This window comes from Azospirillum lipoferum, from assembly GCF_024170005.1.
Classification (GTDB): Bacteria; Pseudomonadota; Alphaproteobacteria; order Azospirillales; family Azospirillaceae; genus Azospirillum; species Azospirillum lipoferum.
On record NZ_JALJXJ010000006.1, the window covers coordinates 264,693 to 290,032 of the forward strand.

Annotated in this window: 5 protein-coding genes; 4 read left to right on the forward strand and 1 reads right to left on the reverse strand. The window is 69.1% G+C overall.

Annotated features, from left to right (window positions below; translation table 11 throughout):
• Positions 1 to 117: 117 nt before the first annotated feature.
• A complete protein-coding gene (locus J2848_RS15700; protein ID WP_149231837.1) occupies positions 118 to 912 on the forward strand; it encodes a tellurite resistance TerB family protein in 795 nt (264 codons plus the stop codon).
• A gap of 17 nt (positions 913 to 929) precedes the next feature.
• On the opposite strand, the gene J2848_RS15705 is transcribed toward J2848_RS15700, so the two are convergent.
• Positions 930 to 1,112, reverse strand: a complete 183-nt coding sequence (locus J2848_RS15705; protein ID WP_149231836.1) for a hypothetical protein — start codon at positions 1,110 to 1,112, stop codon at positions 930 to 932.
• 487 nt (positions 1,113 to 1,599) lie between these two features.
• Here J2848_RS15705 and J2848_RS15710 point away from each other — a divergent pair, with 487 nt between their 5' ends.
• The 3 genes from J2848_RS15710 (at position 1,600) to J2848_RS15720 (ending at position 25,057) form a co-directional block, all read left to right on the forward strand.
• The gene (locus J2848_RS15710; protein WP_149231835.1) at positions 1,600 to 3,762 is read left to right on the forward strand and encodes a type I secretion system permease/ATPase; all 2,163 of its coding nucleotides are present in this window, start codon (positions 1,600 to 1,602) and stop codon (positions 3,760 to 3,762) included.
• Entirely contained in the window at positions 3,749 to 5,212 is a 1,464-nt protein-coding gene (locus tag J2848_RS15715) for an HlyD family type I secretion periplasmic adaptor subunit (RefSeq protein ID WP_149231834.1), read from the forward strand. Before J2848_RS15710 ends, J2848_RS15715 begins: the two co-directional genes overlap by 14 nt.
• Positions 5,213 to 5,290: 78 nt before the next feature.
• Positions 5,291 to 25,057, forward strand: a complete 19,767-nt coding sequence (locus tag J2848_RS15720) for a calcium-binding protein (protein ID WP_149231833.1) — start codon at positions 5,291 to 5,293, stop codon at positions 25,055 to 25,057.
• The last annotated feature ends 283 nt before the right edge of the window (positions 25,058 to 25,340 follow it).

Sequence of the window (25,340 nt, forward strand, 5' to 3'; positions counted from 1 at the left end):
GCTCTTGCGGGTGACGCCGGTTTCAATGGCCGCGACCATCCCCATGTCTACGGCTCCCGGCCGTGGCTCCAGGCCATGGCCGGGGCGTGTCATCCGCAGCCGGCAGGAAAGGGAACGATGAGCAACCTCAGCAAAGTCCTCGGCGTCATGCTGGCCAACGGGCTGGCCGGGCGCACCGGCCGGGGGCCGGCCTTCGCCGCCGCCATGCCCCTGCTCCTCGGCAAGAAGGGCAGGAAGAAGATGAAGGGGCATTACGGCCACGGCATCCCCCATGCCCCGGCCGCCGGCTCGGGGTTGCTGCAGAAGGCGGGGCTCGCCTCGCTGGCCTATCTCGCCTACCGCGCCTATCAGGACAGCCGGACGCCCGCCACCCCCGGCCATCCGCCGGCGGGGCCGGCTCCCACTGCGGGCGGACCGCTGGGAGGAATCCTCGACCGGCTGGGCCTGGGCGGCGCCTTGGGCGGTGTGCTGGGCGGTGTCCTGGGAGGGGCCGGTGCGGGCGGTGTTGCCGGCGGTTTGGGCGACCGTCTGACCACGGTGCTGCGCGGCGGCCCGCCGGAACCGGATCTCGGCGACGCCAAGGCGCTGCTGCTGATCCGCGCCATGATCGCGGCGGCCAACGCCGACGGCCACATCTCGCCCGACGAACAGCGGCGCATCCTCGACAGCCTGGACGCCGCCCAGGCCGAACCGGAGGACCGTCGCATCGTCGAGGCCGAACTGCTGAGGCCGCGGCCGCTCGACGAGATCGTCCGCGATGTCCGGGATCCCGAGACGGCCGAACAGGTCTATCTCGCCTCCGAACTGGCGGTGCGCGGCGGCAGCGAGGTCGACCGTCAGTATCTGGCCTATCTCGCCTCCCGCCTCGGCCTGACCGATGCCCGTCGTCGCGAACTGGATTCGATGGTCTGAGTGTCCGTTCGTGGCAGTCACACGCTGAGCTCCTGGAGAACGATCCGCCTCAGGGGCTTGGTGAGGATCGAGATGACGACGATTTGGACGCAGGCGAGGAGGTGCTCTTCACGCCGCGGATCGTCTTGCCGCCATCCGCGCCACGCGCGCAGCAGCTCGGGGCCGAGGGGCAGATCGCGGCTGTAAACACGCACACGCATACGGGACGCGACCCGAGGGGGGAGGGGAACCGCCGCCCGCCCGCCGATTGTTCACCCCTGCGGACGAACCGGAGTGGCCCGGCCGGGGTGGCCGCGTCGGCATAGAGCCCGGCAATGAAGCTGCAGACGACCTGGGCCAAGCGCAGCAAGTCCGGGAGGAGCATGCTGTCATGCAGGTTGTCGGGCGGAAAGGACGCCTTCTCGTTGCATTATAAGAATTTTAGGAAAATTAAATTTATTAACTTAAGGGAATATTATCTTAGGTAGAAAATAATTACAAAAAACAATTAAAGTTGACTGCGATGGGATGAGACCGATAAAAAAGGCGCGGAAAATGACTATGACTCCTCTTATACGGCTGAAATTCGCGAACCCTGCGCCTTGATTGCATGTTTCCTGCGGCCGATACAGCTCGCCGGGCTGTGATCCGGCAGCGGTGCAGTCGCGGACCCGGCATGGTTTCCGTATCCAATCCAGGAAATGAGGAATGCCGCGTCTGGTTGAGGACAGTGTGACTCCGGACACCGGACTGTCATGCCTTACCTTCATGTTGCGCCTCCTGGGACACCCGGCCGATCCGGAGCAGCTCCGTCATGATCAGGCGGTCCGCGGCCGGGCGATGGGGACGCTGGACATCCTGCGCGCGGCAAAGCGTTTCGGCCTGAAGGCGCGCTCCGTGACCACCCGCTGGGACAGGCTGGCCGCCACGCCGCTGCCGGCGATCGCACGGCGGCGTGACGGGCGTTACTTCATCATCGCCAAGATCGACGGCGACCGCGTGCTGATCCAGGATCCGCTGGAAGCGAAGCCGCTGGCGCTGCCGCGGGCGGTGGTCGAACCGGCCTGGTCGGGCGAACTGGTGCTGATGGCGCGGCGTGCCGGCCTGGATCTGGCGCAGGTGCGCTTCGGCATCGGCTGGTTCGTTCCGGCCCTGCTGAAATACCGGCGCCTGTTCTCGGAAATCCTGCTCGCCTCCTTCATGCTGCAGGTGTTCGGGCTGATCAGTCCGCTGTTCTTCCAGGTCGTGGTCGACAAGGTGCTGGCCCACCGCAGCCTGACCACGCTGGACATCCTGGTCATCGGCCTCGTCGTGGTGTCGCTGTTCGAGACGGTGCTGGGCGGGCTGCGCAGCTATCTGTTCTCGCACACCACCAGCCGGGTCGACGTGACGCTGGGCGCGCGGCTGTTCGACCATCTGCTGGCGCTGCCGCTGCCCTATTTCCAGGCGCGCCGCGTCGGCGACAATGTGGCGCGGGTGCGCGAACTGGACCGCATCCGCGATTTTCTGACCGGATCGGCGCTGACGCTGGTCATCGATCTGGTCTTCACAATCGTCTTCCTGGCGGTGATGTGGTGGTACAGCCCGGCGCTGACCGGCATCGTCCTGGCCTCGCTGCCGGTCTATGTCGCGATCAGTCTGGCCGTCACTCCGATCCTGCGCCGGCGGCTGGAAGCGAAATTCGCCCTTGGCGCGGAGAACCAGTCCTTCCTGGTCGAAAGCATCTCCGGCATCGAGACGCTGAAGGCGATGGCGGTGGAACCGGAGATGCGCCGCCATTGGGAGGAGAAGCTGGCCGCCTATGTCGGCGCCGCCTTCCGCGCGTCCAGCCTGGGGGTCGTCGCCGGCCAGGGCGTCCAACTGGTGGCGAAGCTGACCATGGCCGCCCTGCTCTATGTCGGCGCGCAGGAGGTGATCGACGGCGCCCTGACCGTCGGGGCGCTGGTGGCGGTGAACATGCTGGCGGGGCGGGTGTCGTCGCCGGTGCTGCGGCTGGCCCAGTTGTGGAACGACTTCCAGCAGGCGCGCGTCTCCGTCGAACGGCTGGCCGACATCCTCAACACCATGCCCGAACCGGCGGCGAAGCCCGGGCGGCTGCCGCTGCCCGCCATCCGCGGCCGCATCCGTCTCGACCGGGTCGGCTTCCGCTATCGCCCCGATGCCTCCCTCACGCTCCAGGGCATCGACCTGACGGTGGAGGCGGGCGAGACCGTCGGCATCGTCGGGTCGTCGGGATCGGGGAAGAGCACGCTGACCAAGCTGGTGCAGCGGCTCTATGTCCCGGAATCGGGCCGGGTGCTGATCGACGACGTCGACCTGTCGCTGGTGGATGTGGCCTGGCTGCGGCGGCAGATCGGCGTGGTCCTGCAGGAGAATGTGCTGTTCAACCGCTCGATCCGCGACAACATCGCGCTGGCCGATCCCGGCATGCCGATGGAGCGGATCGTCGAGGCGGCGCGGCTGGCCGGGGCGGACCGCTTCATCCTCGGCCTGCCGGAGGGCTACGACACGGTGATCGGCGAGCGCGGCGCCAGCCTGTCGGGCGGACAGCGCCAGCGCGTCGCCATCGCCCGCGCGCTTGCCACCGATCCCCGCATCCTGATCTTCGACGAGGCGACCAGCGCGCTCGACGTCGAGAGCGAGGCGGCGATCCAGGCCAACATGCGCCGCATCTGCGCCAACCGCACCGTGCTGATCGTCGCCCATCGGCTGTCCACCGTGCGCGGCTGCGACCGCATCGTCGCGGTGGAGGAGGGGCGGATCGCCGAAGAGGGCACCCATGACGAGCTGATCCGGCTCGGCGGACGCTATGCGGCGCTGTGGCGGATGCAGGCGGGCGGACAGGCGGAGGTCGGCCATGGCGTCGCTTGAGAGCGCAGCCGAACCGGCGCCGGCTCCCGCTCCCGCCGCGCCTCCGCCGCCATCCGCACCGCCTTCCACGCTGGCGCGGCCCCGGCCGCGCCGCGGGCACGAGCTGGAATTCCTGCCGGCGGCGCTGGAGGCGATGGACACGCCGCCCTCGCCGTTCGCCAGGGCGGTGTCGCTGCTGATCGTCGCCTTTGCCCTCATCGCCATCGCCTGGGCCTGGATCGGCCACATCGACATCACCGCCGTCACCCGCGGGCGCATCATCCCCAGCGACCGCAACAAGCTGGTGCAGACGTTGGAGCCGGGCATCGTCCGCGCCATCCGCGTCACCGAAGGGCAGCAGGTGGAGCAGGGGACGGTCCTGCTGGAACTCGACCCCACGGACAGTGCCGCCGACGCCGGCCGCGCCGAATGGGAACTGGCGGTGGCGGAGACCGAGGCCGCCCGCCTGCGCGCGGCGCTGGCCGGCCGGCGCGGTTTCGACCCGCCGCCGGGTGCCGACGCCGCCCTGGTGACGCTCCAGCGCTCGATCCTCGCCAACCAGCTGACGGCGCGCGATGCCGCGCTCGACGCCATCGGCAGCCAGGAGCGCCAGCGCCGGGCGGAGATCGCCGCGCTGGCCGCGGAGAAGGCGCGGCTGGGCGCCACCCTGCCGCTGATCCGGGAGCAGGTGCAGGCCAAGCGGAACCTGTCCCAGCGCGGCTACAGTCCCCGTTTCGACCTGCTGGAGCTGGAGAAGGAGCTTGCCGAGGTCGAGTATGGCGCGGTCGCCGCGAAGAACCGCGAGGCCGAGGCCGAGGCGGCCCTGAAGGGACTGGCGGACGAACGGCGGCGGGTGACGGCGGAGTTCGACGGCAAGGCGATGGCCGACCTCGCCGATGCCGAGAAGCGCGCCGCCGCCTTGCGCCAGGAACTGACCAAGGCGGCGCGGCGGCGGGAGCGCCAGCTTCTGACCGCGCCGGCCGGCGGCGTGGTCCAGCAGCTCGCCGTCCACACGGTCGGCGGGGTGGTCACGGCGGCGGAGCCGCTGATGGTGATCGTGCCCGCCAGCCGCACCCTGATCGTCGAGGTGCAGGTGGAGAACAAGGACATCGGCTTTCTCCATCCCGGCATGCCGGCGGAACTCAAGGTCGATGCCTTTCCCTTCACCCGCTACGGGCTGCTGCCGGGCACGGTCCTGTCGGTTTCGCACGACGTGATCCTGCCGCCGGACGGAGCGGCGGCGCGCACCGGGGCGGCCGAACCTGTCGCGGCGGCCGACCGCGACGGCCCGAAATTCTCGGCGCGCATCGCGCTGGAGCGCACCGCCATCCGTGGCGAAACCGGCGAGGACATCGCGCTCGCCCCCGGCATGGCGGTGACGGCGGAGGTGAAGACCGGCCGCCGCCGCATCCTCGATTACCTGCTCTCCCCGGTGCTCGCCCACGTCCACGAGGCGATGCGCGAGCGCTGAGTCCCGAATCTTTCCTGTCCCGACCCCACAGCCGCAAGGCCCGGAACAACCGGCCCGACTGATCTGGAGAACAAGCCGATGACCAGCACCGTGACCACCGACGGCGATGATCTGCTGAACGGCGACTGGCGCGCCGACACGCTGAGCGGCGGGGCCGGCAACGACACGCTGTCTGGCGGCGACGGCAATGACTGGCTGGATGGTGGCGACGGCGACGACCGGCTGGATGGCGGGACGGGCGACAACAGCCTGTCCGGTGGCGCCGGCAACGACACGCTGCTGGGCGGCAGCAACAACGATACGCTCGACGGCGGTGCCGGCAACGACGTGATCTCCGCCGGGACGGGCAACGACCTGATCGCCGGCGGCGACGGGGCCGACAGCATCGACGGCGGGGAGAACGACGACACCATCGACGGCGGCGGCGGCAACGATACCATCCTCGGCGGCGGCGGCCGGGACGTGGTGGCTGCCGGCGACGGCGACGATCTGGTGACGGACGGCAACAATGTCTGGAGCGACGACCGCTTCGACGGCGGGGCCGGCAACGACACGCTGGATGGCAGCTTCGGCAGCGACACGCTGATCGGCGGGACCGGCAACGACCGGCTGACGGTGGGCAACGACTACACTGGCGACGTTCTCGACGGCGGCGAGGGGGACGACACGCTGATCGGCGGCATGGGGGCGGATCGGCTGGCCGACGGCACCGGAGCCGATCTGGTCCAGGCCGGCGGTGGCGACGACCTGCTGGACCATGTGTTGTCGGATCAAATGGGGGCCGACACGCTCGATGGCGGGGCCGGCTATGACCGGCTGCGCGTGGCCCTGACCGCCGGGCAGGTGACGGCCGCCGTCGCCGCCGACCTCGTCGCGCTGGCCGATTTCATCCGCAGCCATGGCGACGACGGCCGGAGCTTCACCGGGCAGGCGATCCGGCTCGCCGCCAGCAATTGGAACGCGCTGGAGGTGACGGTGGACGGCCGGGCGGTGGCGGTCGGCGATCTGGCCGGGATGGCCGTCGCGGCGCCTAACCGGGCGCCGGTGGTGAGCGACCGGTCCCTGAGCGGAACCGAGGACACGCCGCTCGCCGGATCGGTGGGGGCGGTCGATCCCGACGGCGATCCGCTGTCCTACGGCATCGGCGCCGGACCGGCCCATGGCCGCCTCGTCCTGGGTGACGATGGCAGCTTCATCTACACGCCCGATGCCGATTATGCCGGTGGCGACAGCTTCCGCATCGACGTCTCGGACGGGCGCGGCGGCGTCTCGTCGCAGACCGTCACCCTGGCGCTGGCCGCCGTCAACGATGCGCCCGGTGCCGTGGCGCTCGACGGCGTCGCCGTCGCCGACCATGCGGCGGCCGGCACCATCGTCGGTACCGCCCATGCCCAGGATCCCGATGGCGATGTGCTGGCCTACAGCCTGACCGACGATGCCGGCGGCCGCTTCGTCATCGATGCCGCGACCGGCGTTCTCTCGGTCGCTACCGGTGCCGATCTCGATTACCTGCGTGCGCCGGCCCATGCCGTGACCGTCCGCGTCACCGACGCCGCCGGGCTGAGCACCGACAGGGTCTTCCATATCGGCATCACCGCCGCCCGGAACGATGGCGCGGCCGATGTCGAGGGGCGGTCGCCGGCCGACGAGCAGGCGCAGGAGGCCGGCGAGGCCCGGACTGGCGGCAATGAGAGCAGCGGCAACGACGCGATCTCCGGCGACTGGCGGGCGGAGACGCTGGACGGCGGGGCCGGGAACGACACGCTGGGCAGCGGTGGTGGCGGCGGCACGCTGCTGGGCGGGGCCGGCGACGATGTGCTGAACGGCGACTGGGGCGAGGACAGCCTGCTCGGCGGGTCCGGTGGCGATACGCTCCGTGGCGGATCGCAGAGCGACCGGCTGTTCGGCGGTTCCGGCGACGACCTGCTGGATGGCGGCAGCGAGGATGACACGCTGGATGGCGGGACCGGCAACGATAGCCTGTTCGGCGGCAGCGGCGCCGACCTGCTCCAGGGCGGCATGGGCGACGATCTGCTGGATGGCGGCACCGACGCCAACACGCTCTATGGCGGCAGCGGCAACGACACGCTGCTGGGCGGCGACGTGAGCGACACGCTCGACGGCGGCAGCGGCAACGATGTCATCAGCGGCGGCACCGGGACCGACAGCATCCGCGGCGGGGCCGGCGACGACCGGATCGACGGCGGCGAGAACGACGACACCATCGAAGGCGGCAGCGGCAATGACACCATCCTCGGCGGCGGCGGCCGCGATGTGGTCACTGCCGGCGACGGCGACGATCTGGTGACGGACGGCGAGGGGGTGTGGAGCGACGACCGCTTCGACGGCGGCGCCGGCAACGACACGCTCGACGGCGGTCTGGGCAGCGACACGCTGTTCGGCGGGACCGGCAACGACCGGCTGGCGGTGGGCGGCGACTATAACGGCGACTATCTGGACGGCGGCGACGGCGACGACACGCTGGTCGGTGGGCTGGGCGCCGACACCCTGCTGGGTGGTGCCGGCAACGACGTGCTGAAGGGGGGCGGTGGGAACAACGTCCTGATCGGCGGCGACGGCATCGACATCGCCGACTATTCGGCGGAGAGCGACGCGATCTCCATCGATCTGCAGACCGGCGAGGTGCGCCACGGCGGCTGGATGGCCGACCATGTCTCCGGCATCGAGACCATCCTGGCCGGTGGCGGCGCCGACACGCTGGCCGGCGACGGTGGGGACAACAGCCTGGCCGGCGGGGCCGGCGCCGACAGCCTGTCGGGTGGGGCGGGCGACGACCTGCTGGACGGCGGCAGCGGCGCGGACCGGCTCGACGGCGGCGCAGGCATCGACACCGCGACCTATGCGGCGTCCGGCGCGGGGGTGACGGTCGATCTGGCGGCCGGCACGGGATCCGGCGGCGATGCCGAGGGCGATGTGCTGTCCGGGATCGAGAACCTGACCGGCTCCGCCCATGACGACCGGCTGAGCGGCGATGCCGGCGCGAACCTCCTCGACGGCGGCGCGGGCGACGATTTGCTGGTTGGGGCTGACGGCGCGGATACGCTCGTCGGCGGCGACGGAACCGATACCGCCGACTATTCGGCGTCGGGCGGCGGCGTGTCCATCGATCTGGCGGCTGGGACCGGCCTCGGCGGCGATGCCGAGGGCGACCGGCTGTCCGGGGTCGAGAACCTCACCGGCTCGGCCCATGACGACCGCCTGACCGGCGACGGCGGCGCGAACGTCCTGGATGGCGGTGCCGGGGACGACACGCTGGCGGGTGGCGGCGGTGCCGATACGCTGACCGGCGGCGCCGGCAGCGACACCGCCGACTATTCGGCGTCGGCCGGCGGCGTGTCCATCGATCTGACGGCGGGAACGGCGGCCGGCGGCGATGCCGAAGGCGACGTGCTCACGGATATCGAGAACCTGACCGGCTCGGACCAGGACGACCGGCTGGTGGGGGATGCGAACGCCAACCTGCTGGACGGCCGCGGCGGCAACGACACGCTGATCGGGCTCGGCGGTGCCGACACTTTGATCGGCGGCGACGGCATCGACCTCGCCGATTATTCGGCATCGGCCGATGGGGTGTCCGTCGACCTGTCCAGTGGTATCGGGACCGGTGGCGACGCCGAAGGCGACCGGCTGAGCGGCATCGAGAATCTGACCGGAAGCGCCTCCAACGACCGGCTGACCGGCGATGCCGGCGCCAATGTCCTGGATGGCTCGGGCGGTGACGACACCCTGGCGGGACTGGACGGGGCCGACACGCTGGTTGGTGGCGACGGGATCGACCTTGCCGATTATTCCGCTTCGGCCGCAGGCGTGGCGGTGGACCTGTCGAGCGGTGCCGGGCTGGGCGGCGATGCCGAGGGCGACGTGCTGTCCGGGATCGAGAACCTCACCGGTTCGGCCCATGACGACACGCTGACCGGCGACGGCGGGGCGAACCTGCTCGACGGTGGGGCGGGCGACGATCTGCTGGCCGGCGGGGCCGGTGTCGATACCCTGATCGGTGGCGATGGAACGGACACCGCCGACTACGCCGCGTCGGCCGGCAGTGTCACCGTCGATCTGGCAGCGGGGACCGGGCTGGGCGGCGACGCCGAAGGCGACCTGCTGTCCGGGATCGAGAATGTCAGCGGCTCCGCCCACGATGACCGCCTGTCGGGCGACGATGGAGCGAACCGGCTGGATGGCGATGCCGGGGACGACTGGCTGTCCGGCGGATCCGGGGCGGACACGCTGATCGGCGGCGACGGCACCGACAGCGCCGATTATGCGGCCTCGGCCGGCGGCGTCGAGGTGAACCTGAGCAGCGGCACCGGTGCGGGCGGCGATGCCGAGGGAGACGTGCTGTCCGGCATCGAGAATCTGTCCGGCTCCGACCATGACGACCGGCTGACCGGCGATGCGAACGCCAACCGGCTCGACGGGCGCGGCGGCAACGATACGCTGGCCGGGCTGGGCGGGGCGGATACGCTGATCGGCGGCGACGGCATCGACACCGCGGAGTATCTGGCATCATCCGCCGCGGTGACCGTCAGCCTGGCGAGCGGCACCGGTTCGGGCGGCGATGCCCAGGGCGACCGGCTGACCGGCATCGAGAACCTGACCGGTTCCGCCTTCGGCGACCGGCTGACCGGCGACGGTGGCGCCAATGTCCTGGACGGGGCGGGCGGCAACGACACGCTGGTGGGCGGCGCGGGTGCCGACACCTTGATCGGCGGGGCCGGCAGCGACACCGCCGACTATTCGGCGTCCGGCGCGGCGGTGACGGTCGATCTGTCGGCGGGCACCGGGCTCGGCGGCACGGCGGAGGGGGATGTGCTGATCGGGGTCGAGAACCTGATCGGCTCCTCCCGCGCCGACCTGCTGACCGGCGATGGGCAGGACAACACCCTGCGTGGCGGCGCCGGAGCCGATACGCTGAGCGGTGGCGACGGATCGGACACCGCCGACTATACCGGCTCCGCCGCCGGGGTGACGGTCAGCCTTGCCGACGGAACCGCGGCCGGCGGCGATGCCGCGGGCGACGTGCTGTCGGGGATCGAGAACCTGACCGGGTCGGCCGCTGACGACCGGCTGACCGGCGACGGCGGGGCCAACCGGCTGCGCGGCGGCGGCGGCAACGACACGCTGATCGGCGGGACCGGGGCCGACAGCCTGAGCGGCGGAGCAGGGATCGACACCGCCGATTACTCGGCGTCCGACGCGGCGGTGTCGGTCGACCTTGCCGCCGGCACCGGCCGCGGCGGCCATGCGGAGGGCGACCGGCTCGACGGGGTGGAGAACCTGATCGGCACCGGGCTTGCCGACAGCCTGACCGGCGACGGTGCCGCCAACTATCTGGATGGCCGTGGCGGGGCCGACAGCCTGAGCGGCGGGGCGGGCGACGACACCCTGCGGGTGCTGGACGACGGCTTTGCCGGCCTGGACGGCGGCAGCGGCTTCGACACCCTGCGCTTCGAGGGGGAGCGGCTGGTCGTGACCGGTGCCGATGCCGGCGGGGTGCACGGCATCGAGATGATCGACCTGACCCATCCGGGCCGCCAGACCCTGATCCTGAACGAGCAGGGCATCCTCGCCGACACCGGCGGCGCGCCGCTCTACGTCACCGGCGACCGCGGCGATCTGGTGACCTTCAAGGAATCCGGCTGGCGTCGCGGCGGCAGCGAGACCGTCGGGTCGGTGCTGTACAACCTGTATTCCCGCGGCACGACCACGGTCCATGTCCAGGACGGCGTGCGGATGTTCGGCGACCTCGTGGTCACCGGCACCGGCGGGGACGATGTCCTCACCGCGCCGTCGGGGGCCGGCCATGTGGTGGTGTTCGGCGAGGGCGGCAACGACACGGTGCGGCTCGGCTCCGGCTTCCGGCACGAGATCGCGCATCTGGTGCGGATCGACGACGACCTGCACATCCTGTTCGACGCCCAGGGTGGACCGGCCGGGGAGGATGGCTATGCCCGCGACCGCGTCACCATCATGGGCCATTTCGCCGCCAATGGCGCCGCCGGGGCGGGCGACGGCAGCGTCCGCCAGATCCAGTTCGCCGACGGCGTGGTCTGGCCGGTGTGGGGCGGCGACCTGCTGCTGGGCAGCACCGGCGACGACACCGTCGCCATCGAACCCGGCTTCGCCAGCCACAGCCTGCATGCCGATGCCGGGGTGAACGTCATCCGTTTCGGCGCCGACGTGACCGCCGACGAGCTGCGCCTGTCGCGCAAGGGCGACGATCTGGAGATCCGCATCGCCGGCACCGACCGCTCGCTGCTGCTGTTCAACCATTTCTCGGCCGAGGCGCTGGCCGGCGCCGGCAATGGCGGGGTGGAGGCGATCGAGCTGGCCGACGGCACCCGCTGGCGCGTGCGCGGCAACGACATCCGCATCGGCAGCGGCGGCGACGACAGCATGGTGTTCGGGCTGGACGGCGGGCAGACGATTCTCTACGGCAGCGCCGGTGCCGACAGCATCGCCTTCGCGCTGAACGTCGATCCCGACCGCATGCGGCTGACCCGCGAGGGCGACGACCTGCGCCTTTCCTATGAGGGCACTGGCGCCTCCTGGCTGATCAGGCAGCATTTCGACGGCAATCCGGACGGCTACCGGACCATCCGCTTCGGCGACGGCACCGAATGGGCCCTCGACAACACCCGCCTGATCGCCGGCACCGCCGCCGATGAGCGCGTGGAGGTGGGCGCCGGCCTGGGCGAGCGCGTGCTGGCGACCGGTGGCGGCCGCGACGGGCTGGTCCTGGCGGCCGGCATCGTCCCGTCGCAGGTGGCGCTGCGCCGGGACGGCGACAAGCTGGTCATCCAGATCGGCAACGCCGACGACCGGGTGGTGGTGCTGAACCACTTCAACGGCACCGGCGCCGGCAACGGCGTGCTGCCCAGCCTGACCTTCGCCGACGGGACGGTGTGGCCGCTGGATGCCGGGGCCGGATTCCGCATCGGCGGCGACACCGGCGACGTGTTCGCCTTCAAGCCGGGCGACGGCGCCGTCACCCTGTTCGCCGGCAAGGGTGTCGACACGCTGAATCTCGGCTCGGCCATCGGCGCCGACAAGCTGGAGTTCGCCCGCGTCGGCGACGACCTGATCATTTCGGTGAAGGGGTCCACCGACAAGGTGACGGCGCTGAACCATTTCGCCACCGGCTGGGGCGCGTCGCTGCTGGAGAATGTCTATGCCGGCGGGCGCTTCTGGAACCTGTCCGATCCGGCGCTGCTGATCGGCGGGGCCGGCGACGACAGCTACACCCTGACGGTCGGCGGCGGCGCCAGGTCGATCCTGCCCGGCAGCGGCAACGACCAGATCGTCATCGGTCCCGGCATCGACAAGGCGAGCGTCACCATGCAGCGGGTGGGCGACGATCTGGTGATCGGCCTGCGCACGCTGCCCGACAAGCTGACCGTGCTGAACCACTTCTCCGGCGGGGCGAGCGGCGGCGTGCACACGCTGCGCTTCATCGACGGCGATACGTGGAACATCTGGGGCGCCAGCATCCTGGTCGGCACCAGCGCCACCGACACCTTCACCGCCGAACCCGGGATCGGCCACGTCTCGCTGTTCCCCGGCGGCGGCAGCGACCGGCTGCGGCTGGGCACCGGCTTCGACAGCCTGGACACGCTGGTGCGTCGGGTCGGCGACGACCTTGAGATCGTCATGCGCGACGGCAGCGATTCGGTCAAGGTGCTGAACCATTTCCTCGGCAACGAGGCGCGCGACATCGCCTTCGCCGACGGCAAGGTCTGGACGGTCGGCGGTCCCAATGCCCGCATCGGCACCGACGGCGCCGACCGCTTCGTCCTGTCGCCCGGCTCGGGCGCTACAGTGGTCTATGGCGGCGGCGGGCAGGGCGGCGACCGCATCGAGGTGGCTCCCGGCATCGATCCCTCGACGGTGCGGCTGACCCGGATCGGCAACGACCTGCGCGTCACCGCCGGCACCGACAGCATGACCATTGTCAACCAGTTCGCCACCGGCGGGGTGGTGACGATCCCGCAGATCATCTTCCCCAACGGCGTCATCTGGCCGATCGCCGGCACCAACGTCTTCATCAGCGGCGGCGGGGCGGAGACGATTCCGGCCGGTGCGACGTACATCTATCCGGGCGCGTCCGGCCAGCATCTGTCCATCGACGCCGACCCGGGCAAGACCCGCATCGTGCGCGTCGGCAACGACCTGCACCTGACCATCGTCGGCCAGCCGAACGAGATGATCGTCGTCAACCATTTCGCCATGAACGGCATCGGCGATCTGGTCTTCAACAACGGCACCACCTGGAACATCCAGGGCGGCAAGGTGCTGATCGGCGGCACCGGCCATGACGAATTCGTGATCCAGCGCGGCATGGGCGACGTGATCGTCTATCCCGACAGCATCGGCGACGACACACTGCGTTTCGTCGACACGGTGGACGGATCCAAGATCCGCGTGGCGCGTGTCGGCGACAATCTGCGCATAACCATCGACGGCACCGCGGATGCGCTGACCATCGTCAACCATTTCGCCGGCACGCCGATGGAGTCGCTGAAGCGTCCCGACGGCTCGGTCCTGCCGCTGACCGGCGACGGCCTGCTGATCGGCGGCCAGGGCGGAACAGTCTTCCTGGTCGGCGAGACCAGCGGGTCGAAGACCATCTATGCCGAGGGCGGCGACCGCGTGGTCTTCGGTGACATCGACAGCACGGAGGTGCGGATGATCCGCACCGGCTCCGACCTGCAGGTCTTCATCGACCGCACGCAGCAGGTGGTGACCGTCCTCAACTATTTCGGCGGTGTCGGCCAGCTGGAGTTCGCCGACGGGCGGACCTTCGACCTGTCGTCCCCCTACACCCTGATCGGCGGTGGGGGCGGCGACCGCTTCACCATCGGCAAGACCGGCCCGGCCAGTCAGATCATCCATGCCGGCGGCGGCGGCAGCCAGATCGTCTTCGGGCCCGACGTCTCGCCCGGCGACGTCACCCTGCGGCAGGACGGCGTCGATCTGGTCGTCGCCTTCATCGGCAGCGGGCGCGTCGTGCGCGTGGTCAACCACTTCACCGCACCCACCGACGGCCTGTCGCGCGGGCTGGACGCCATCACCTTCAGCGGCGGCCTCACGCTGGATGTCTTCGGCGACAACGTGATGTTCGGCCAACAGGGGATGGACGACTTCACCGTGCTGCCCGGCCAGGGCCGGCAATATATCTTCCCTGGCGGCGGTACCGACCGGTTGAGCTTCGGCCCCGGCATCGACCCGGCGCTGGTGCGGATGGAGCGGGACGGCGTCAACCTGCACATCTTCACCGACGACGGCAGCATCGATCTGGTGGCGGTCAACCATTTCGGACCCACGGGGGTGGCGGGCAGCGGCTCCGGCCTCGCCACCATCGCCTATGCCGACGGGCAGAGCTGGTCGGTCGCCGGCAACGGCATCCTGATCGGCAGCCGCGGCAACAACAGCTACAGCGTGGCGACCAACAGCGGCCCGGTGACGATCCACCCGGCCGGCGACGACAACCGGCTGGCCTTCACCGCCGGCATTCCGCCGGCCAACCTGCGGCTGGTGCGCGAACATGACGACCTGCGCATCCTGTCGGCCGACGGCACGGTCAACGTGCTGGTGATCAACCATTTCCAGAACCAGCTCGATCAGGTCACCTTCTCGTCCGGCGCGCCGTGGAACCTGGGGGCGGGCAATGTCTTCATCGGCGGCGACGGGCCGTCGGTCTTCCGCTTCGACAGCATCTCCACCGACCTGATGGTGTTCCCCGGCAGCGGCGACATCGTGGGGATGCCCAGCGGCCTCGACTGGAAGGATGTGGTGCTGTCGCGCTCCGGCGGCGACCTGATCGTGCAGGTGCGCTCCACCGGGCGGCAGATCCGCATCGTCAACCATTTCTCCGCCAGCGACGGCACCAGCGGTCTGGCCGGGCTGACCTTCGCCGACGGCACGACGATGCCGCTGGGCGAGCTGGCGATGCTGGGCGGCGGCAGCGGCGATCTGCTGACCGAAACGGCGACCGACGACGTGATGCTGGGGCAGGACGGCGACGACCGGCTGAGCGGCGGAGCCGGCAATGACACGCTGATCGGCGGGACCGGCAACGACACGCTGGACGGCGGGACCGGCAACGACGTCTACGTCTATCGGATCGGCGACGGGCGCGATTATATCATCGACAGCGCCGGTTTCGACCGGATCGAGTTCGGTCCCGGCATCGGCCGCGGCGACCTCTATTTCGCGCGCTTCGGCAACGACCTCCATATCCGCTTCCGCGGACGGCCGAGCGACGAGATCGTGGTGACCGGCCGCTTCAACATGGCGGGCGACGGGACCAGCTTCGTGGAGCGGCTGGCCTTCGCCGACGGCAGCAGCTTCGACCTGACCCGCACCGACATCGCGCTGGAGACGGTGGCGACCGCGGCGGCGGAGTATCTGCAGGGCTACAATGTCGGGGACCGGATCGAGGGGACGGCCGGCAACGACACGATCCTCGGCTATGCCGGCAACGACACGCTGATCGGCGGCACCGGGTCGGATTCGATCGACGGCGGGACGGGCGACGACCTGATCGACGGGCGCGACGATCCCGGCACCGACGGCGCGAGCGACGTGATCCAGGGCCGCGACGGCGACGACACCGTCCTGGGCGGCGGCGGCTCCGATGTGATCCTCGGCGGCACCGGCGACGACAGCCTGTCGGGCGGTGGCGGCAACGACAGCATCGACGGCGAGGATGGCGACGACAGCATCGACGGCGGTGCCGGGGCCGATACCATCTATGGCCGGGCCGGCAACGACACGCTGGCCGGTGGCGCCGGCAACGATACGCTCTACAGCGGGGTGGGCGACGACCTGATCCGCTACGGCGGCGGCAGCGACACCATCACCAACGAGGGCGGTTACGATGTCCTGGAGATGGGGCCGGACATCGCCCGCGCCGATGTCTATTTCGCGCGCTTCGGCAACGACCTCTATATCCGCTTCCGCAATTCGGCGGAACAGATCGTCCTGACCGGCCGCTTCAGCGGGGCGGGCGACGGGGCCAGCTTCGTGCAGAAACTGCGCTTCGCCGACGGCACGGACTACGCCGTCACGGCGCAGGATCTGGCGCTGGAAACGGTGGCGACCGACGCCAGCGAGAAGCTGGAAGGCTACAATGTCGGCGACATCATCCGCGGGCAGGGCGGCAACGACACCATCTACGGCTATGCCGGCAACGACAGCCTGGACGGCGGGAGCGGCAACGACTTCCTCTATGCCGATGCCGGCGACGACAGCGTGGAGGGGGGCGACGGCGCTGACGCGCTGTATGGCGATGCCGGCGCCGACACGCTGTCCGGCGGCACCGGCAATGACAGTCTCTATGGCGATGTGGGGGCCGATGTCCTGTCGGGCGGCGACGGCAACGACTTCCTGTCGGGGGCGGCCGACAACGACATCCTCCATGGCGACGGCGGCGCCGACACGCTGGATGGCGGGGCCGGCGACGACCTGCTGGAGGGCGGCGACGGCGACGACCGCCTGCTGGCCGGCGACGGCGACGACACGCTGGATGGCGGCGGCGGCACCGACACCCTGTTCACCGGGGCCGGCAATGACACCATCCGCTTCGACGGCGGACGGGAGACCATCACCAACGAGGCCGGTGCCGACACCCTGGTGATCGGCGGCGGGCTGACCAGGGCCGACCTGTATTACGCCCGCTTCGGCAACGACCTGTATCTGCGCTTCCGCAACCGCGGCGACGAGGTGGTGCTGACCGGCCGCTTCAACGGAGCGGGCGACGGAACGAGCTATGTCCAGACCGTGCTGTTCGCCAATGGCGAGCGGGCCGACCTGACCGATCCCGCCCTGGTGCTGGAGACGGTGGCGACGGATCTCAACGATTCCCTGGAGGGATACAACGTCAACGACACCATCAGCGGACTGGGGGGCAGCGACACCATCCGTGGCTATGGCGGCGACGACCTGCTGGACGGCGGGTCGGGCAACGATGTTCTGTTCGGCGGAGCCGGTGCGGACCGGCTGATCGGCGGCATCGGCGCCGACAGCCTGGAAGGCGGCGATGGCAACGACACGCTGGAAGGTGGTGACGACGCTGACCAGCTTGTCGGCGGTGCGGGCGACGACCTGATCCTTGGCGGCGTCGGCAATGATTCCCTGGATGGCGGCACCGGCAACGATAGCCTGTCCGGCGATGTCGGCGACGACAGCCTGAAAGGAGGCGACGGCGACGACAGCCTGCTGGGCGGCGCCGGCAACGACTATCTCCAGGGCGGCGACGGCGCCGACACGCTGGAAGGCGGGTCGGGCACCAACACCATCCTGACCGGGTTGGGCGACGACGTGATCCGCTATGACGGCGGACGCGACACCATCACCAACGAGGGCGGCAGCGACGTTCTGGAGATCCGCACCGCATTGCGGCGGGAGGACCTCTATTTCGCCCGCTTCGGCAACGATCTGTATCTGCGCTTCCGCGGCGCGGCCGACGAGATCGTGCTGAAGAACCGCTTCAACGGCGCCGGCGACGGGGCGAGCTATGTCCAGACCCTGCTGTTCGCCGACGGACAGCGGGTGGACCTGACCGATCCGACGCTGACGCTGGAAACGCTGGCGACCGCGGCCTCGGAGACGCTCGAGGGCTACAATGTCGGCGACCTGATCCAGGGCGTTGACGGCAACGACGCCATTTACGGCTATGCCGGCAACGACACGCTGGATGGCGGGGCCGGCAACGATACGCTGTATGGCGGGGCGGGCGGCGATACGCTGATCGGAGGGGCCGGGGACGACCGGTTGAACGGCGACGATGGCGACGACCTGCTGCAAGGCGGTGCCGGCAACGACAGCCTGACCGGCGGCGCCGGAGACGACACCCTGATCGGCGGGCTGGGCGCCGACCAGTCTTACGGCGGCGCCGGCAACGACCTGATCGACAATCGGGACGACAGCGGCAGCGGTGCGTCGTTGAACGTCGCCTATGGCGAGGCGGGGAACGACACCATCCTGGGCGGCGACGCGGGCGAGACCTTCTCCGGCGGCGACGGTGACGACCGGCTGGAAGGCAACGCCGGCAACGATTGGCTGGAAGGCAACACCGGCAACGACAGCCTGCTGGGGGGCGCCGGTGACGATTATCTCCAGGGCGGCGACGGCGCCGACACGCTGGAAGGCGGGGCGGGCACCAACACCATCCTGACCGGGTTGGGCGACGACGTGATCCGCTATGACGGCGGACGCGACACCGTCACCAACGAGGGCGGCAGCGACGTTCTGGAAATCCGCACCGCATTGCGGCGGGAGGACCTCTATTTCGCCCGCTTCGGCAACGATCTGTATCTGCGCTTCCGCGGCGCGGCCGACGAGATCGTGCTGAAGAACCGTTTCAACGGCGCCGGCGACGGGGCGAGCTATGTCCAGACCCTGCTGTTCGCCGACGGGCAGCGGGTGGACCTGACCGATCCGACGCTGAAGCTGGAAACGCTGGCGACCGCGGCCTCGGAGACGCTGGAAGGCTACAATGTCGGCGACCTGATCCAGGGCGTCGATGGCAACGACGCCATTTACGGCTATGCCGGCAACGACACGCTGGATGGCGGGGCCGGCAACGACCAGCTCTATGGCGGAATCGGCAACGATACGCTGGTCGGAGGAACCGGGATCGACCGGCTGGAAGGTGGCGACGGGAACGATACGCTGGACGGCGGCGACGGGGACGACACGCTCTATGGCGATGCCGGCGACGACACGCTGATCGGTGGCGCCGGCAACAACACGCTCTATGGCGGAACCGGCAACAACACGATCCGCTTCGATGGCGGCCAGGACATCGTCTACAACACCGGCGGCAACGACGTCATCGAACTGGACGAGTCCTTCGACAAGGCAAAGCTCTATTTCTCCCGCTTCGGCAACGACCTCTATGTGCGCTTCACCGGACGGACGGACCAGATCATCGTCAAGGGCCGCTTCAACGGTTCCGGCGACGGTGCCGCCTATGCCCAGACGCTGCGGTTCGCCGATGGATCGCTGGAAGATCTGACCCGCCAGGATCTGGTGATCCAGACGATCGGCGGTGCGGGAGGCGAGACGCTGGAGGGCTACAATGCCGGCGACACCATCGACGGGCAGGCCGGCAACGACACGATCTACGGCTATGGCGGCGACGATACGCTGACGGGCAGTGCCGACAACGACGATTTGCGCGGCGGCACCGGCTCGGATCGCCTCGATGGCGGGGCTGGCAACGATTTCGTATATGGCGGTGCCGGAGACGACAGCGTTTCCGGCGGAAGCGGTGAGGATCGTCTTTTCGGTGACGAGGTTTCGACAACGGGTAATGAAGCCATAAAAATCCGTATCCGTGTGCAGTCAATTGATTTGCTTAATCCTCTCCTGCGGGTGTGGCTGGACAATACCGTCGTTGGGGAGGTAATCGTCTCTGCGGTTGGTGTCTCTAATCATATAGACTACCATCAGTGGCAGGATGTCATTTTCACTGTCCGCGACCGCGATTATGCCGGGGTGCTTCGGCTGGAGACCGTTGCCACATTCAATTATTCCGGCTTGAATCTGATCGGAGTGATTGTATCCGGTGCTGAAGTCAATGGAATACCGGTTCCGGGTGCTGGTGTACCGTACCTGTACGCTGGCGGGACGGCTGTTCCCTTTGGACAATCGCACAGCTTCGGTCTTTCGACGGTCCTGCCGCCCCCGTCCGCCAACGAACCCACCGGCAACGACAGCGTGGCGGGCGGCGACGGCAATGATGCGCTCAGCGGCGGCCAGGGCAACGACAGCCTGTCGGGCGACAGCGGCAACGACACCATTCTGGGCGGTGCCGGCAACGACACCATCCTGGGTGGTGCCGGGTCCGACGAGATGCATGGCGGTGCCGGCGACGACCTGATCGACAACCGTGACGATCCCAATGCCGCCGGCATCAACGACGCGTCCTATGGCGGCAGCGGCAACGACACCCTCTATGGCGGCGGCGGGGTCGATGTCGTCTATGGCGGCACCGGGAACGACCTGATCGATGGCGGCGGCGGCACCGACTATCTCTATGGCGAGGACGGCGCCGACTCCGTCCTCGGCGGCGCCGGGGCCGACTATCTCTATGGACAGGCCGGCAACGACACGCTGGATGGCGGCGCCGGCAATGACGCCATCGACGGCGGGGCCGGCGACGACCTGATCCGCTTCACCTCCGGTGACGGCGTGGACAGCATCGGCGGCGGCGGCGGCAACGATGTGCTGGAACTGGGGGCGGGCCTGGCGCGGGAGCAGATGTATCTCTCGCGTATCGGCACCGACCTGCACCTGATCTTCCGCGACACCGGCGACCGCATCGTCCTGGCCGGCCGTTTCAGCGGCGAAGGCGACGGTGCCAACTTCGTGCAGACCGTGACCTTTGCCGATGGAAGCCGTGTCGATCTCTCGGCCCAGACCATTGTGATGGAAACCCACGGGCAGGCGACGGCGGAGACCCTGTATGGCTACAAGGACGACGACAGCATCGATGGCGGCGGCGGCAACGACACCCTCTATGGCTATGCCGGCGATGACCTGCTGACCGGCGGGGACGGCAACGATGCGCTGTATGGCGGGACCGGCGACGACACGCTGTCGGGCGATGCCGGGGCCGATTACTTCGAAGGCGGCGACGGCGCCGACAGCCTGTCCGGCGGTGCCGACAATGACACGCTGTATGGCGGCGGCGGCAACGACACGCTGTCGGGTGGCGCCGGCGCCAATTCCATCGATGGCGGTGCCGGCAACGACCGCATCCTCTACGAAGGCGGCGCCGATACCGTGGTCGGCGGCGGCGGCAACGACGAGCTGGTCTTCGGCGAGGGCTACAGCCAGGCCGGCCTGCGGTTCGAGCGCTTCGGCGCAGACCTGCATCTGGTCTTCGACGATCTCGGCAAGCGGATCGTCGTCGCCAACCGCTTCAACGGCAATGGCGAGGGCGCCAACTACGTGCAGACCCTGCGCTTCGCCGACGATACCACGCTGGATCTGTCCCGGACCGATCTGGCGATCGCCACCCGCGACAGCAATGTCGGGCATGTGCTGGAAGGCTACAATGCCGGCGACGTGATCCGCGGCAATGGCGGCACCGACGCCATCTATGGCTATGGCGGCAACGACACGCTGTATGGCGGGGCCGGAGCCGATGCCCTCTATGGCGGTGACGGCAACGATCTGATCGACAGCCGGGACGAGACGGCCAGCGGCGACGTTGCCTATGGCGAAGCGGGCGACGACACGCTCTATGGCGGCGCCGTCAACGATGCGCTCTATGGCGGGGCCGGCGACGACCTGATCGAGGGCAATGCCGGCAACGATTCCATCGAAGGCAATGCCGGCAGGGACAGCCTGTCCGGCGGGGCCGGTGTCGACAGCCTGCTCGGTGGGGCTGACGACGACAGCCTGGATGGCGGCGATGGCAACGATTACCTGAACGGCGAGGCCGGCGACGACAGTCTGCTGGGCGGTGCCGGAGCCGACACCCTGTATGGCGGCGCCGGCGCGGACATGCTGTCGGGCGGCGACGATGCCGATACGCTCTATGGCGAGGATGGCGACGACACGCTGGCCGGCGGGGCCGGCGCCAACTGGATCGTCACCGGGGCCGGCGACGACCTCGTGCTCTATCAGGGCGGAGCCGATACCGTGGTCGGCGGCGGCGGCAACGACAGGCTGTCCTTCGGCGACGGCTACAGCCGCGACGACCTGCGGTTCGAACGCTACGGCAACGATCTGCATGTCCGTTTCAACGGCAAGCCCGACCGGATCGTCATCGCCAACCGCTTCAGCGGTGCCGGCAACGGCGCCAATTACCTGCAAACACTGCTGTTCGCCGATGGGAGCACCGTCGACCTGACCAACCCCGGTCTGGTGATCGACACCCGGGACGATGCCGCCGCCCACACGCTGGAAGGCTATGCCGCATCGGATACCATCCACGGTGGCGGCGGCAACGACGCCATCTACGGCTATGGCGGTGACGACAGCCTTTATGGCGGGGCGGGGAGCGATCTGGTCCGCGGCGGCGCCGGCAACGACCTGATCGACAGCAGCGACGACGACGCCAGCCATGACTCGCTCTATGGCGAGGATGGCGACGACACCGTGTCGGGTGGCGGCGGCGAGGACGCCCTGTATGGCGATGCCGGCAACGACCGGATCGAGGGGCTGGGCGGCCGTGACTATATGGAGGGCGGCAGCGGCGACGACACGATGGACGGAGGTGCCGGCGACGACACCCTGTTCGGCGGCGACGGTGCCGACAGCCTCGATGGCGGAGCCGACAACGACGTCCTGAAGGGCGATGCCGGTGCCGACGAACTGTCGGGCGGACTGGGCAATGACACGCTCTATGGCGGGGCCGACGGCGACCGCCTGTCGGGCGGCGACGGCAACGACATCCTGTATGGCGATGCCGGCAACGACACCCTGATGGGCGGTGCGGGCGACGATGCCATCGACGGCGGCGCCGGCGACGATCTGGTGATCTATGACGGCGGCCGGGACACCGTCCTGGGCGGCGGCGGCAACGACATGCTGCTGTTCGGCGAGGGGTTCGAGGCCGATCAGCTCTATTTCGCCCGTTTCGACAACAATCTGGTGCTGCGTTTCCGCAACCGGCCGGAACAGGTGGTGATCTCCGACCGCTTCAAGGATGGGGGCGACGGCAGCAACTATCTCCAGACCGTCCGCTTCCAGGACGGGACGGAGGTGCTGTTGTCGAATCCGGCCCTGCGGCTGGAGACGGTCGGCGGCGATGGCGGCGAGGCTCTGCTCGGCTATGCCAACGGCGATCTGATCGATGGGCGGGGCGGCAACGACCTGCTGGCCGGCTATGGCGGCGACGATACGCTGGTCGGCGGCACCGGCCGTGACGAGTTGCATGGCGGCGACGGCAACGACCTGCTGGACAGCCGGGCCGATCTCGCCGGCTCCGGCGACTATGACGTCGCCTATGGCGAGGGGGGCAACGACACCCTGCTGGGCGGCGGCGGCAACGACAGCCTGTCGGGCGGCGACGGCGACGACAGCCTCGACGGCGGCGGGGGCAACGACATGCTCTCCGGCGGTGCCGGCGACGACCGGCTTGCCGGCGGCGACGGCGGCGATACGCTGGTGGGCGGCATCGGACGGGACACGCTGATGGGCGGCGACGCCAACGACACCCTGTCGGGTGAGGACGGCGACGACAGCCTCGACGGCGGCGACAGCAACGACGTGCTTGCCGGTGGTGCCGACGACGACCGGCTTTCCGGCGGTGCCGGTGCCGACACGCTGGTGGGCGGCACCGGGCGGGATGTGCTGGAAGGCGGCGACGGCAACGACAGCCTGATCGGCGATGCGGGGTCGGGAAGCGGCACCTACATGTTCGAGACGATGACGACGGTGTTCAGCGGTGCCTTCTCCGTCACCTGGACCTCGCAGGACTATGTTCCCCGCCTGACCGGTGATGTGAACGGCGACGGCCGGGCGGACATCGTCGGCTTCTCCAGCACCTCGGTTCAAATCGCCCTCGGACAGGCGGACGGTAGCTTCGGACCCGTGAAGGTCGCCTACAACGGGGAGTTCACGCCGACCTATGGCGGCTGGACCAGTCAGAACGTCAATCCCCGGCAACTGGCCGACGTCAATGGCGACGGCCGGATGGATATCGTCGGTTTCGCAAGCGGCGTGGTGCGGGTGGCCCTGGGCCAGGCGGACGGAACCTTCGCGTCCGCACAGACGGCGCTGAGCGGGAATCTGACCTCCGGTACGACCTGGACCAACATGGGGCAGTATCCCCGCCTGACCGGCGACGTGAACGGCGACGGCATGGCCGACATCGTCGGTTTCTCCAGCTCCTCCGTGGTCATCGCCCTTGGACAGGCGGACGGAACCTTCGGGACTGTGAAGGTCGCTTACAATGGCAACTTCACAACCGGCTACGGTGGTTGGTCCAACGAAAATGACTATCCGCGCCTTCTTGGCGATGTTGATGGCGATGGCATGGCCGACATCGTCGGCTTTGGTTCCTCCCAGGTCTACGTTGCCCGTGGCCGGGCCGACGGCACCTTCGGCCCGATCATCACCGCCTACAGTGATAATTTCACAAAAGGTTCGGGAGGCTGGACGACCCAGGACCAATATCCCCGTGAACTGGCCGATGTGAATGGCGATGGCCGGATGGACATCGTCGGCTTCGCCACCAATGGGACCTACGTGTCTTACGGCCAGGCGGACGGCACCTTCAGCCGGTTGCGTCTGGCCAGCAGCGACTATGGCTATAACGGCTGGAGCAACTACAACACCTACCCACGGCAGGTCGCCGATGTCGACGGCGACGGACGTGCCGACATCGTCGGCTTCGCCTCCAACAGTGTCGTGGTGTCCAGGTCGGTGGTCAACGACGACACCTTGAGCGGCGGGGCGGGGGACGACACGCTGGCCGGCGGGCTGGGCGACGACGTGTACCGCTTCGGACGCGGGGACGGGCGGGACCGCATCGTCGAGAATGACAGCGACGTCGGCAACGACCGGCTGGTGTTCGAGTCCGGCATCGATGCCCACCAGCTCTGGTTCAGCAAATCAGGCAGCGATCTGGAGGTGCAGGTGGTCGGCACGGCCGACAAGGTGACCATCGCCGGCTGGTACAGCGGTGACGAGCACCATATGGACAGTATCGAAACCGCCGATGGCACCGTGCTGCTGGATTCCATGGTGGACGGGCTGGTCCAGGCCATGGCGGGGTTCGCCCCGCCAACGGCTGGGACGATGAGCATCGACCCCGATCTTTATCCGTCCGTCGAGCACGCCATTACCGCCGCATGGCGGTAATGGGGGATTGACCAGGACAGTGGGAATGGGCATGCCCCTTGGACCGATCCGTCACCGACCGGCACGGGGCTTTGCTCATTTCATACGATGACCGGCATGGACAACCCACATGACAGCCAAGCGCAGAGTTTGGTCGAACGGGCGCTCTTGACCAACCAAGCCGGCGTCCTGGGACGCGTTCTCGGACGTCGATGCCTTCGTCGAGGAGATGCTGGTCGAATTGACCGTCATGGCGGCGGATGGTACGCGACCGTCCCGTCCCTTTTCTCCGTCATTGGGCCGG

Excerpts from the sequence above, each read along its gene's own strand:
- J2848_RS15700 (WP_149231837.1), top strand. The coding sequence starts at position 118 with ATGAGCAACCTCAGCAAAGTCCTCGGCGTCATGCTGGCCAACGGGCTG.
- J2848_RS15705 (WP_149231836.1), bottom strand. The coding sequence starts at position 1,112 with ATGCGTGTGCGTGTTTACAGCCGCGATCTGCCCCTCGGCCCCGAGCTG.
- J2848_RS15710 (WP_149231835.1), top strand. The coding sequence starts at position 1,600 with ATGCCGCGTCTGGTTGAGGACAGTGTGACTCCGGACACCGGACTGTCA.
- J2848_RS15715 (WP_149231834.1), top strand. The coding sequence starts at position 3,749 with ATGGCGTCGCTTGAGAGCGCAGCCGAACCGGCGCCGGCTCCCGCTCCC.
- J2848_RS15720 (WP_149231833.1), top strand. The coding sequence starts at position 5,291 with ATGACCAGCACCGTGACCACCGACGGCGATGATCTGCTGAACGGCGAC.